General features: G+C 59.5%; 12 protein-coding genes. All 12 read left to right on the plus strand.

What is annotated here, in order from left to right:
* The first annotated feature begins 2 nt into the window (after nucleotides 1-2).
* The 12 genes from HMPREF1249_RS02455 (at nucleotide 3) to aspS (ending at nucleotide 12,981) form a co-directional block, all read left to right on the plus strand.
* A complete protein-coding gene (locus HMPREF1249_RS02455; protein WP_021775810.1) occupies nucleotides 3-896 on the plus strand; it encodes a branched-chain amino acid ABC transporter permease in 894 nt (297 codons plus the stop codon).
* Nucleotides 893-1,948, plus strand: coding sequence for a branched-chain amino acid ABC transporter permease (locus tag HMPREF1249_RS02460; protein ID WP_021775793.1), 1,056 nt, complete (start codon nucleotides 893-895; stop codon nucleotides 1,946-1,948). Before HMPREF1249_RS02455 ends, HMPREF1249_RS02460 begins: the two co-directional genes overlap by 4 nt.
* Nucleotides 1,945-2,724, plus strand: a complete 780-nt coding sequence (locus HMPREF1249_RS02465; protein ID WP_008521637.1) for an ABC transporter ATP-binding protein — start codon at nucleotides 1,945-1,947, stop codon at nucleotides 2,722-2,724. The genes HMPREF1249_RS02460 and HMPREF1249_RS02465 overlap by 4 nt, the downstream gene beginning before the upstream one ends.
* The gene (locus HMPREF1249_RS02470) at nucleotides 2,717-3,421 is read left to right on the plus strand and encodes an ABC transporter ATP-binding protein (RefSeq protein ID WP_021775791.1); all 705 of its coding nucleotides are present in this window, start codon (nucleotides 2,717-2,719) and stop codon (nucleotides 3,419-3,421) included. The genes HMPREF1249_RS02465 and HMPREF1249_RS02470 overlap by 8 nt, the downstream gene beginning before the upstream one ends.
* A gap of 160 nt (nucleotides 3,422-3,581) precedes the next feature.
* Entirely contained in the window at nucleotides 3,582-4,334 is a 753-nt protein-coding gene (locus HMPREF1249_RS02475) for a transporter substrate-binding domain-containing protein (protein WP_008521635.1), read from the plus strand.
* Nucleotides 4,335-4,552: 218 nt separating this feature from the next.
* On the plus strand, nucleotides 4,553-5,674 hold the full coding sequence (locus HMPREF1249_RS02480; RefSeq protein WP_008521633.1) for an ABC transporter ATP-binding protein: 1,122 nt from the start codon (nucleotides 4,553-4,555) through the stop codon (nucleotides 5,672-5,674).
* Between the two features lie 2 nt (nucleotides 5,675-5,676).
* Nucleotides 5,677-6,546, plus strand: coding sequence for a carbohydrate ABC transporter permease (locus HMPREF1249_RS02485; protein ID WP_008521632.1), 870 nt, complete (start codon nucleotides 5,677-5,679; stop codon nucleotides 6,544-6,546).
* Complete coding sequence (locus HMPREF1249_RS02490) at nucleotides 6,543-7,421, plus strand: carbohydrate ABC transporter permease (protein WP_008521631.1); 879 nt, start codon at nucleotides 6,543-6,545, stop codon at nucleotides 7,419-7,421. The genes HMPREF1249_RS02485 and HMPREF1249_RS02490 overlap by 4 nt, the downstream gene beginning before the upstream one ends.
* A gap of 90 nt (nucleotides 7,422-7,511) precedes the next feature.
* Nucleotides 7,512-8,816: an ABC transporter substrate-binding protein gene (locus tag HMPREF1249_RS02495; protein WP_008521630.1), complete on the plus strand. Its 1,305-nt coding sequence runs from the start codon at nucleotides 7,512-7,514 to the stop codon at nucleotides 8,814-8,816.
* 71 nt (nucleotides 8,817-8,887) lie between these two features.
* Entirely contained in the window at nucleotides 8,888-9,619 is a 732-nt protein-coding gene (locus HMPREF1249_RS02500) for a glycerophosphodiester phosphodiesterase family protein (protein WP_008521629.1), read from the plus strand.
* Nucleotides 9,620-9,817: 198 nt separating this feature from the next.
* Nucleotides 9,818-11,089: a histidine--tRNA ligase gene (gene hisS, locus HMPREF1249_RS02505; protein ID WP_021775790.1), complete on the plus strand. Its 1,272-nt coding sequence runs from the start codon at nucleotides 9,818-9,820 to the stop codon at nucleotides 11,087-11,089.
* Between the two features lie 92 nt (nucleotides 11,090-11,181).
* Entirely contained in the window at nucleotides 11,182-12,981 is a 1,800-nt protein-coding gene (gene aspS / locus HMPREF1249_RS02510; protein ID WP_039873136.1) for an aspartate--tRNA ligase, read from the plus strand.
* Nucleotides 12,982-13,031: the final 50 nt, after the last annotated feature.

A 13,031-nucleotide genomic window follows, 5' to 3' on the forward strand; every position in this document is an offset into this window, starting at 1 on the left:
CAATGACAATGGACATGTTCATTCAGCACTGTTTCAACGCCCTCACCCTAGGGAGCCTGTACGCCCTGATTGCCATCGGGTACACGATGGTGTACGGCATTCTGAGGCTGATTAACTTCGCTCACGGGGACATCTTCATGGTTGGGGCGTATCTGGTGTTCTGGGCCGTCGGGACGGCCAGCCTTCCTTGGGCTGTCGCCGTGCCTCTGGCGATTATCGGAACGGCCGTGGCCGGGATCTTGGTTGACCGGGTGGCCTATAAGCCTTTGAGAGAGGCGCCGCGCATTTCTGCCCTGATCAGCGCCATCGGTGTGTCGTTCCTTATCGAGAACTTAGCGCTTGTGGTATTCACCGGCGTGCCGAAGCCGATGCCCCGGTTCGCGCCGCTCGTTAAGGTCATGAAATTCGGTAATATCCGTATTTCGCCGTTAGCGATCGTTGTGCCGGTCATCACGTTCCTGTTGGTGGTCGGGCTGCTGTGGATTCTTTACAAGACGCCTCAGGGGCTGGCCATGAGAGCCATCTCCAAGGATATTGAGACTACTCGCCTGATGGGCGTGCGGGTCGACCGAATCATTGCCCTGACGTTCGGCATCGGTTCGGCTTTGGCTGCCGCAGCCGGCATCATGTGGGCGCTGCGCTACCCGCAGATCAACCCGTTCATGGGCGTCATGCCGGGATTTAAGGCGTTTATCGCCGCAGTCACCGGCGGCATCGGCTCGGTTCAGGGAGCCGTCATCGGCGGCCTGACCCTCGGCTTTTTGGAGATCCTTCTCGTGGCGTTTTTCCCGGCGTTGACTGGATATCGGGACGCGTTCGCCTTTATCCTGCTGATCCTTATCCTGTTCGTGAAGCCCACCGGACTTCTCGGTGAGAAACTGGAGGACAAGGTATGATTACTTCCTCCAACCGATCGCTCGAAAAGACCTCCCGCGCTCTGACCGTTCTGTCGCTGGTGCTCCTCGCCGCCGTGCTGTACTGGATTAATGCCAACATGGACCGTTATGTTGTCCGGGTCGTCAATCTGGTGGCCGTCAACGCGATTTTGGCTCTCAGCCTGAACCTCGTGTATGGCTTTGCCGGCATGTTTTCTCTCGGACACGCCGGGTTCATGGCCATTGGCGCGTACGTCTCGGCAATCTTAATCATCTCTCCGGCCCAGAAAGCCGCGATGTACATTCTGGAGCCGATGATGTGGCCGTTTAACGTCATGCAGGCGCCGTTTTTCGTCTCCGTCCTTGCCGGCGGAGTCATTGCCGCTCTCGTCAGCTTGGTTATCGCTCTGCCGGTGCTCCGGCTGGGCGGCGACTACTTGGGCATTGCGACCCTGGGCTTCGCCGAGATTATCCGGGTCGTGCTGACCAACATCACGCCGGTGACCAACGGCGCTCTGGGGCTGAAAGGCATTCCTGCCTATGCCGACCTGTTCTGGAACTACGTTTGGATGATCATCACCGTCTACGTGATCGTCAAACTGCTTTCAAGCAACTTCGGCAACACGATCAAGGCGGTTCGGGACGACGAGGTGGCCGCTAGGGCGATGGGCATCAACACCTTCCGAGTCCGGGTCATCGCCTTTGCCATCGGCGCGTTCTTCGCCGGCGTCGGCGGGGCGCTGCAGGGCAGCCTGATCACCACTATTGACCCCAAGATGTTCAACTTCCAGCTCACGTTCAACATCTTGATGATCGTCGTGGCCGGCGGGCTGGGGAGCATTACCGGCAGCATGGTCGGCGCGGCGATTATCACCGTGCTGCTTGAATGGCTTCGGTTCGTTGAAAATCCGATGACAATCGGCTCGCTGACGATTCCGGGCATTCCCGGAATGCGTATGGTGATCTTCTCCGTCGTGCTGCTGCTGATCATCCTGTACCGCCGGCAGGGCATTATGGGCAACTGGGAATTCAGCTGGGAAAAGCTCCTTCGGAGAGGGGGCGGTGACCGATGACCAGCCTGCTGGAACTGAAGAACGTGACCATTCGGTTCGGCGGACTGACCGCCGTGGGCGACTTGAACATGACCCTCGAAGAGGGCACGATCTCCAGCTTGATCGGCCCCAACGGGGCGGGAAAAACGACCGCGTTCAACATCATCACCGGGTTTTATCCTCCGACCGAAGGAACGGTGACCTTTGCAGGCAAGGACATTACAGGTTTTAAGCCGCACATCATCTGCCGCGAAGGAATTGCCCGGACCTTCCAGAACATTCGGCTGTTCACCGGCGCGTCGGTGCTGCAGAACGTCATGACCGCCTGCTGGGTACGCCAGTCGTCGCCGTGGTGGGCCGCGCCGTTCCTCCTTCCGAGCCATGCTAGGGAAGAGCGGGAGATCCGCCAGTGGTCCATGGACCTGCTCCGGGCCGTCAAGCTGGACGATTTGGCTGATAATGAGGCAACTGGCCTTCCGTACGGCGCCCAGCGGCGGCTGGAAATCGCCCGGGCACTGGCCACTCGTCCTCGGATCCTTCTGCTGGACGAGCCGGCGGCCGGGATGAACCCTCAGGAGAGCATGGAACTGATGGACTTCATCCGGGCGATCAGGGACAAGTTCTCCCTGACGATCCTGTTGATCGAACACGACATGAAAGTCGTCATGGGAATATCCGAGTGGGTTCGGGTGCTGGACCACGGCAACCTGATCTGCGAAGGCTGCCCCGCGGACGTCCAGAAGGACCGGCGGGTCATCGAGGCCTACTTGGGCAAGGAGGATGACGCGGATGCTTAAAATCACCGACCTCCATGTTCACTACGGCGCCATTAAGGCCGTTCGGGGCATCAGCTTGGAAGTCCCCGACGGCCAGATCGTCACCCTCATCGGGGCCAACGGCGCCGGCAAAAGCAGCACCCTCCGCGCGATCGCCGGACTTCTCAAAGGCTGTTCCGGCTCCATTCAGTGGAACGGAACCGAACTGTTGGGCAAGACGCCGGAAGTCGTCTTGGGCTCAGGAATTGCCATGTGCCCGGAAGGCCGCCGGATTTTCCCCCAGCTGACCGTTGAAGAAAACCTCAAGCTGGGCGCCTACACCCGAAAGGATCCTAAAGGCGTGGCGCGCGACTTGGCGCACGGGTATGAACTGTTCCCTAGGCTGAAGGAACGCTCATGGCAAAAGGCCGGCACTCTGTCGGGCGGCGAGCAGCAGATGCTCGCGCTGGCCCGTTCGCTGATGAGCAACCCGCAGCTGATCATGATGGACGAACCGTCGTTAGGGCTGGCTCCGATCCTCGTCAAAGAAGTGTTTGACGTCATTCGGCAGATCAACGAAAAGGGCAAAACGGTCCTGCTGGTGGAGCAGAACGCCCTTCAGGCCCTGAAGGTGGCCGACTACGCCTACGTTCTCGAGGTGGGCGAGATGGCCCTGTCCGGGCCGGGGAAAGAGCTTCTGGCCGATCCTCGCGTCAAAAGCGCCTATCTGGGCGGCTGATTCGTCCCAGAACGTCGAACAAAAAAGCCGGGCTTCCCTCAGGGAAGCCCGGCTTTTTTCTTGTCCTGCAGAGAAACTTCAGTTCCCTCTTGACAGAACTCCCGAACGAAAGTATATTTATATTCAATCAACAAATAAAAAGAAACGGGGGTTTACTTCAATGAAAAAACTTGGGTCTGCATTGGTTCTATTGGCTGCGGCGGTGCTGGGAAGCTCGGCTTGGGGCGCATCGGTCATGGACAAAGGGGAAATCGTCGTCGGGACGGAGAGCACGTTCCCGCCGTTTGAGTTCCTGAGCCCGGACGGAAAACTGCAGGGCTACGACGTGGACTTGGCCGAGGCGATCGGGCAGAAGTTGGGCAAAAAAGTTGTCTGGCGCGACATGAGTTTTGACGCCCTGATTCCATCTCTGCTGACCGGCAAAATTGACCTGATTGCGGCGGGGATGAGCGCCTCGCCGGAGAGGGCGAAGCGGGTCGGGTTCTCGGACGTGTATTACCGGGCCACCAGCGTCGTGGTGATCGCCGCCGGCTCGCCGATTAAGTCGTTGGCCGATCTGCAGGGCAAGACGATGGCGGTTCAGCTTGGGACGATTCAGGAGACGTTCCTCCGCGGACAGCCCGGCGTGTCGGTTCGGGCGTACCAGAAGTACGACGACTGCCTGAGAGAAGTCGTTCTTGGCCGGGCGGACGGGGCGATGATGGACGAGACGGTAGCTGGCGAGTTTCTGAAGCAGGCGGACTTCGCCGGCAAAATCGTTTCGGCGTTCACTCAAGCCGCCGGCGAGTCAGGCCAAGCCCTCGCCATGCCCAAGGGAGACGAGACGTTCATCTCGGCGGTGAACAAAGCGCTCGCCGAGTTGAAGCAGGAGGGCTTTCTGCAGGCGCTGAGCGACAAGTGGATCAAAAAATAAAACGATGAATTTCCGATGGAGAAAAAGAGAAGCGGGCTCGCGCCCGCTTCTCTTTTTTTGCGCTGAGTTCGGTGATCAGCTCTGCCCTGATGAATATGAGGAGATATCAGGAAAACGGAATTTCAACTTTGAGTGCAGATGCAGGGCGGGTGAAACGTCTTTGTGACACAGTCGTAACTCTCGTCAGGTAGAGTGGGGCAGTGAGAGGAGAGATTCGTATGGCGCAGCTCGTTTTAAAGGGAGTGAAAAAACGCTACGCTCGGGGCGTTCTGGCCGTGAAGGACTTTAACCTGACGGTTCAGGACCGGGAGTTTATTGTGCTCGTCGGTCCGTCAGGCTGCGGCAAGACGACGGTTCTTCGGATGATCGCCGGGCTGGAGGAGATTTCCGACGGAGACTTTCTGATGGACGGACGGCGAATGAACGACGTGGAGCCCCAAAACCGAGATATGGCAATGGTCTTCCAGAACTATGCCCTGTATCCTCACATGTCGGTGTATGACAACATCGCGTTTTCCATGAAGATTCGCCGCGTGCCGAAGGACGAGATCGACAGACGGGTGAAAGAAGCCGCGAAGATGCTGAACCTGGAAGCTCTGCTGGCTCGAAAGCCCGGCGAGATTTCCGGCGGCCAGCGGCAGCGGGTGGCTATTGGCGGGGCGATCGTCCGGCGTCCCAAGGCGTTTTTGATGGACGAGCCGCTGTCAAACTTGGACGCCAAGCTCCGAAACCACATGCGCGTTGAGTTGGCCCGGCTGCACCGCCAGCTGGAAGCGACGATTGTTTACGTGACCCACGATCAGGTGGAAGCGATGACGCTGGGCGATCGGATTGTGGTGATGAACGACGGCGTTGTTCAGCAGATCGACTCGCCGATGGCGCTGTACGACAACCCGGCCAACCTGTTTGTGGCTCGGTTCATCGGGCTGCCGGCGATGAACCTTTTCGACGCGTTGGCGAGTTCCGACGGCCTGTCTTTTGGCTTTGCCTCGTCGGGAAAATTCCTGCCGGCGCCGAGCAAATACCTTGAGAGTCTTCGCCGCCGCTCGATCCGTCGGGCTGTTTTGGGCCTGCGTCCCGAAGACGTGCACGGCAGTTGGGAAACGCCGCCGGCTGGCGCCAACTGGTGGTTATCCGGAGAACGTGTGGAAGTCGTTGCCAGAGAAATGCTGGGCGCTTCGGTGGTCCTCCATTGCCGGGGCGAGCGGGGGAATTTGGCTCTGACGGCTGACCGGGGAACTCCCTGTGTGCCGGGGGATACGATGTCCCTTCTGTTCGACCTAGACAAGCTCCACGTGTTTGACGGCGAGTCGGGAGAGCGGCTTGCCGCGGAGGAGTAACCGTGATCGTTTCCTCTGCTCGGGGCGTTCGGAAAGTTGAGCCGTGGCTTTTTCTTTTGCCCGCTCTGGGAGCGTTCGCGACGTTTCTTTTTTGGCCGTTTTTTAAGACGATTTATCTGAGCCTGTTTCTGACAAACCGCTTGGGGCTGCCGAAAGTTTTCGTCGGGCTGGGCAATTATATTTCACTTTTCCAGTCGCCCGCATTTTACAACAGCCTGTTCGTCACGCTGGTCTTCGTCGTCCTAATGGTGGCGGGAAGCATGGCGATGGGGTTGGGCACCGCCCTGCTCTGCAACGCGGCTTTCCCCGGACGCGGGCTCTTTCGGACGATGTACGCCATGCCGATGGCGATAGCGTCCAGCTCGGCGGCGATGATTTTTAAGGTGGTGCTTCACCCGACGGTCGGGGTTGTCAACAAGCTGACAGGCCTTTCTATTAACTGGCTGGCAGATCCGTCTTGGGCCCTTATCTGTGTGGCGGTTATTTCGTCGTGGCTCAACAGCGGCATTAACTTCCTGTATTTTTCCGCCGGCTTAGCAAACATTGACCAGACGCTTTACGAGAGGGCGTCCAGTGACGGCGCCAGCCGGTGGCAGCAGTTTCGTTATGTGACGCTGCCGGGGTTGCGGCCAATACTTTTCTTTACGCTCGTGGTCAACGTGATCATGGCGTTTCAATCGTTCGCCCAAGTCCGGGTGCTGACACGGGGCGGCCCTGGGGACGCGACGAACGTGATCGTTCACTCGATCTACCGGGACGCGTTTTTCAATTTCAGGTTCGGCAGCGCAGCTGCCCAGTCGGTCGTCCTGTTCGTCATCATTATGATTCTGACGCTGGCGATGTTTAAGTCGAAGCGAAGCGGGAGGCCATGACTGATATGGAAGGTTACGGCGTGTCTCAGCCTGTCCCGAAGCTGAAGAGTCGTTTTCGGGCGTGGCGGCTGAAAGGCGGGTACCTGATTTTGAACCTGCTGGCGGCGCCGCTGATTCTGCTGCCGCTTCTGTACGCCGTCTCCGTGGCGTTTATGCCGGCGGGCGATTTGTTTACCACGAAGCTGAACCTGTTTCCAACCCACCCGACTTGGACGAATTACTCTAGCGCGCTGGAGAGCGTTCCTCTTGGACGGTTCGTGTTCAATTCATTTGTTGTGGCCAGCCTGATTACGCTGGGACAGGTCGTCTCGTGTGCTTTGGCGGCGTTTTCCTTTTCATTTCTTCGGTTTCGCGGGCGGGAATGGGCGTTCATGCTGGTGATGTCGACCATGATGATCCCCGGCGAGGCAACTATCGTTTCCAATTACTTAATGGTCAGCGGCTGGCAGTGGATTGACACGTACCAAGTGCTCATCGTGCCGTATCTGACGTCGGCTATGGGGATTTTCCTTTTTCGGCAGTTTTTCGACCAGTTCCCGATGGCGCTGTACGAGTCGGCTCGGCTGTGCGGCTGCTCAAACTGGCGTTTCCTCTTTTCGCTGCTGCTGCCGTTGAGCAAGCCGGCCGTGGGGGCCATGGCAGTTTATACGTTCCTAAACGCGTGGAACATGTACCTGTGGCCACTGCTCGTGACGGGAAATACGGCGATGAGGACGGTTCAGATCGGCGTGGGCATGTTGGACAACCCGGACGCCCAGTCGATTACGCTCATGATGGCCGGAGTCGTCATTGTTATTCTGCCGTCGATTCTGGTATTTGCGCTGGGAGAGAAGCAGCTGGTGCGGGGAATGTTCGCAGGAGCTGTGAAAGGCTAACTGCTGGAAATTATAAAAGCTCGGCGAAGTTGAGCCGAAGGTGCGGGAATGGCGGGTTATCGGAGACGAAAATCAGAAGGAGGACGACAGATGAAAATTCGGTTTGGCGCTTTGGCGCTGGCGGCAGCTGCCGCTTTTGGAATGAGCGGGTTCGCGGCGGCGACGGAAATTACGTTTTGGCACTCCATGGGCGGCGTCAACGGCGACGCGCTGAATTACCTTGTGGAAGAATACAACGCCAAAAACGACAAAGGCGTCACGGTCAAGGCTCAGTATCAGGGCAATTACGACGACTCGATTAACAAATTGAAGAGCGCCATGATCGGCGGCGCTGGGCCGGACATCGTTCAGGTGTACGATATTGGCACGCGGCTGATGATCGACTCAGGCTGGGCCGTCCCGATGCAGGATCTTATCGACGCCGACAAGTATGACGTCTCAGCTGTTGAGCCAAATATCGCGGCGTACTACACCATCGGCGGCAAGCTGTATTCCATGCCCTTTAACTCGTCCACGCCGATCATGTACTACAACAAGGACATCTTCGAGAAAGCGGGCATGACGAAGGTGCCTGACAGCCTTGAGGGCATCGGCGAAGCTGGCCGCGACTTGGTGGAGAAGGGCGGAGCCGGCGAGGCAATTTCTCTTGGAATGTACGGTTGGTTCTTCGAGCAGATGATTGGCAAACAGGGACTGGATTACGCCAATAACGGCAACGGCCGTCAGTCCGCCGCCACGGCTGTGGCCTTCGACGGTAACGGTGCCGGTCTGAAAATCCTTGAAGCGTGGAAGGAACTGCACGACGCGGGTTGGGCGCCTAACGTCGGCAGCGGCAGTGACTCCGGTTTGGCGGACTTCTCCGCCGGAAAATCGGCGATGACGCTCGGTTCGACTGCCTCTCTGGCACAGATTCTTAAAGAAGTCGGCGACAAGTTCCGCGTGGGAACGGCCTTTTTCCCCAAAGTCGCTTCGAATGACGAGGGCGGCGTGTCCATCGGGGGGGCGTCCCTGTGGGTCATTAAAAAGGACGGCGACGACGCGGGCCGTCAGGCGCTGGTCTGGGACTTCATCAAGTTCCTCATCTCCCCGGCTTCCCAGGCGTACTGGAACGCTCACACCGGGTATTTCCCGATCACCGTTGCCGCGCACGATGAGGCGGTCTTTAAGGACAACGTGGCCAAGTACCCCCAGTTTATGACCGCCATTGACCAGCTGCACGCGTCGGCACCTCAGTACGCCGGAGCGCTGCTCAGCGTTTTCCCCGAAGCTCGTCAGATTGAGGAGAAGGAGCTGGAGAACACGATGAACGGCAAAAAGACGCCCGAACAGGCTGTGACCGATATGGCCGCCGGCATCAACAAGGCGATTTCAGAGTATAATCTGGTGAACCAGTAACCGTACGTCCTACGGGCGGCGGGCCGAGCGCCTGCCGCCTTTTTTCATGATGTCATAAGGGAGGAAGTGACATGAAAAAAACTGTCGTTTGGGGGCATCGAGGCCTTCCAGCGCTGCATTGTGAAAACGGCCTATCCGGCTTTTGCGCGGCGGCGTCCTGCGGCGCTTCGGGCGTGGAATTGGACGTTCAGCTGACGCGTGACGGACGGCTGGCGGTCATTCACGACGAGGAATTAACTCGGCTGACAGGCCGGCCCGGCTGGGTGACTCAGATGACCCTTGAAGAGCTGCGCCGCAGTGGAGAAGCGGCTGGCAAAGTCCCTTTGCAGGACTTCGCGCCGGAATTGGCGGACGTGTACCAGGCTCTGGCTTCTACGAATTTGGAAATTAACGTGGAGCTCAAGACGTCTCGAGTGGCCTACGAAGGGATTGAACGGGCCGTCCTGGAGCTGTCGGAGCAGTTCGGCCTGCTGGATCGGGTGATTTTTTCGTCGTTTAACCACCAGAGCCTGTTGGCGGTTCGGCGGATGTCAGCCGCGGCCCGTCTGGCGCTTCTCGTCTCCGACGTGTCGCTTGATCTGCCGGCCGAAGCCCGAAACCTGAACGCCGAAGCTCTGCATATTCCCTGTTGTCAGACAAAAATGGCCGGCCTTTTTGAGCAGTACCGGAAAAGCGGTCTGCTGCTGCGGGTTTGGGGCGCTGATGCCGCTGCCGACTGGCAGCGGCTGCACGGAGCTGTCGATTGCTTGATCGTGGACGACGCGCCGGAGGCCCTTCGGGTACTCTCGTCTCCCTGCAAATAGGGCGCGCCGACGTTTCCGCTCCGGCTCTGTCGCTATAAAACTCAGCCGGGGGCTGACTTTTGCTAGGGCTATAATAAAATGCAATTATTTGTCTCGCGTTCACCGCACTGGGCGGCCGCAAGGGCCGCCTGTGGGGTATAATGCACTCATGACCGCTGTGATTCGGCAAAAAGCGGAAAGAAAAGAGGAGGAACGAAGATGGCAGAAAACGTCAAGGCGCCGCGCGGCGTTCGGGACATCCTTCCCGACGAGTCATGGAAATGGGCCTACGTGCTGGGTCGGACCCGGCAGACGGCTGAAGCGTTCCATTACAGCGAGGTGCATCTTCCCGTCTTCGAGCATACCGAGCTTTTTGCGCGCGGGGTGGGGGATACCACCGACATCGTCGAAAAGGAAATGTACACTTTCACCGACAAGGGCGGACGGAGCATCACCCTTCGACCCGAGCTGACCGCCGGCATGGTGCGCAGCTACGTGGAGAACGGGCTAGGTAGCAGCTCGTCGCCGGTGAAGCTGTGGGGATACGGTCCGATGTTTCGCTACGAGCGGCCGCAGAAAGGCCGTTACCGCCAGTTCTGGCAGATTGACTTTGAGCAGCTGGGGAGCGACAGCCCTCTGACCGACGTGGAAGTGATCATGACGGCGGTGGACCTGTTCGCCGATTTGGGAATGAAAAACCTTGAGGTGGTCGTGAACTCGGTCGGCTGTCCGGCCTGCCGTCCGGTCTACAGAAAAGTTCTGCTGGACTACTTGGAGAGCCGCCGAAGCGAGCTGTGCGAGACCTGCCTTTCCCGCATGGAGAGAAACCCGCTTCGGGTGTTGGACTGCAAGACCGATCACGAGGTCGTGGCGGGCGCTCCGGCGATTTTCGACTCGCTGTGCAGCGAGTGCGCCGACCACTTCGCCGCCGTGAAGGAAGGGCTGGCCCGGCTTGGAGTGCCGTACAGCACCGACAAGACACTGGTCCGCGGGCTCGACTATTACACGAAGACGGCGTTTGAGGTGAAGTCCGGCGACTTGGGAGCCCAGTCGGCGGTGTGCGGCGGCGGCCGGTACGACAACCTGTCGGAGGCCATCGGCGGGCCGCACGTCCCCGGCGTCGGGTTTGCCGCCGGACTGGACCGAATGCTGCTGGTGATGGGCGAACAGGGCTGTTCGTTTGGCCCTGAGCCGTCGGTGGACGCTCAGGTGATCTGTCTGGACGAGTCTGTCAAGCTGGACGCGCTGGAGATCCTCTACCGACTGCGCCGGGCCGGATTCAACGCCGATATGGACTACCAGAAGCGTTCGATGAAGTCCCAGCTCAAGCAGGCTTTGGCGGGCCGCGCGGCCGCGGCGGTCATTTTAGGGGCCGACGAGATTTCCCGGGGCGTGGTGGCGCTCAAGGACCTGAGGAGCGCCGAGCAGAAGGACGTTCAGTCGTCCGAGCTGGAAAACGCCTTGGCAGCCCTGCTGGACGAGGGTAAGTAGCACAACTGCGTTCCTGCCCGCCCGAAAGGGGCGGGCTTCTCAACCGGCGGTGCGACTGTTTGTGCGCGCCGACCTTTAGGAGGATGAGTATGATGGCTTTGGAGCGTTTCAGCAACAAGTGGCAGAGGACCGTGTACTGCGGCCGGGTGACCGAAGGTCAGGTGGGCAGCCGGGTTGTGCTCAACGGGTGGGTGAGAAAGCGCCGCGACTTGGGCGGCGTGGTGTTCATCGACCTGTGGGACCACACCGGACTGGTTCAGACCGTGTTCAACCCGGAGCAGTGTCCCGAATCGGTTCATAAGGCGGCCGGCGACCTGCGCAGCGAGTACTGCGTCGCCGTGACCGGAACGGTGCGGGTACGGCCCCAAGGGACTGAAAACGAATCGCTGCCGACGGGCAAATGGGAAGTCATGGCGGACAATCTGCTGGTTCTCGCGCCGTCAAAGGGGCTTCCGTTTGAGATCGGCGACGAGACCGACGACGTGGACGAGAACATTCGTCTGGCCAGCCGGTACTTGGATCTGCGTCGCGATAAAATGCAGCATTTCTTGCGGACCCGCGCGGCGGCGGCGCACTTTACCCGCAATTATTTGGAGTCCCACGGCTTCTTGGAAGTTGAAACGCCAACGCTGGTCAAGTCGACGCCCGAAGGGGCGAGAGACTATCTGGTGCCGTCCCGGCTTGTGCCCGGCAATTTCTACGCGCTTCCTCAGTCGCCGCAGATTTTCAAGCAGCTTCTGATGGTGTCGGGCGTCGATCGGTACTACCAGCTCGCTCGGTGCTACCGGGACGAGGATCTGAGAGCTGACCGCCAGCCCGAGTTCACCCAGGTGGACCTTGAGATGAGCTTCCTCACCGAGGAGGACATTTACAGCCTGCTGGAAGGCTACGTGAACGGGCTGTGGAAGGAGATCCTTGGCGTGGACGTGCCAATTCCACTCAAACGGATCACCTGGCACGAGGCGATGAATCGGTTTGGCAGCGACAAGCCGGATATGCGGATTCCCTTCGAGCTTCAGGACTTGAAAGAGGTCTTCGACGGCGCCGGGTTTGCGCTGTTCCAGTCCATTATCGACGACGGCGGGACGATCAAGGCGATCGCCCTTCCCGGCGGCGCGTCCCTTTCCCGCAAGGGGACCGACGACGTCATCGCCGCCGCCAAGGCGCTGGGCGCTCCCGATCTGGCCGCGTTCCAGTACAAGGACGCCGGCCTCAAGGGCCCGTTGTGCAAGTTCTTGGACGAAGCGCGCCAAGCCAAGCTGCTTGAGGCGACGAAAGCCGCCAAGGGCGACGCGATTTTCCTGATGGCTCACCGGGACTGGCAGCTGGTCTGCACCGTATTGGGCCAGCTCCGTCTCGACTTGGCCCGCGCTCACGGGCTGGTCGAAGAGGGCTGGAAGTTCCTCTGGGTCACCGACTTCCCGATGTTCGAGTGGAGCAAAGAGGACAACCGGTGGTGCGCCATGCATCACCCGTTCACCATGCCCCGCGAATCCGACTTGGACAAGCTGGAGACGGCCCCCGGCGAGGTATGCGCTCGGGCGTACGACATCGTCCTGAACGGCGTGGAGCTCGGTGGCGGCTCGATCCGAATCCACGAGAGCTCCGTCCAGTCGAGGGTCTTCAAGGCCATCGGCCTCACCGAAGAGGCCGCGTCCGATCGGTTTGGCTTCCTGCTTCAGGCCCTGCAGTTCGGCACGCCGCCTCACGGCGGGTTGGCCCTCGGGTTTGACCGGGTGTGCATGCTCCTGTCCGGCGGCAAGTCGGTCAGAGACGTCATCGCCTTCCCCAAGACGGCCCGCGCTCAAGACTTGATGAGCCACGCGCCCGACACGGTCGCAGACAGCCAGTTGGACGAGCTGGGACTGTTCGTCCGCCAGAAGACAAAATAACGAAAAATAAAGAAGCCGCCGGCGAAACGTTCGTTTCGCCGGCGGCTTCT

The organism is Jonquetella sp. BV3C21, assembly GCF_000468895.1.
GTDB classification, from domain to species: domain Bacteria; phylum Synergistota; class Synergistia; order Synergistales; family Dethiosulfovibrionaceae; genus Jonquetella; species Jonquetella anthropi.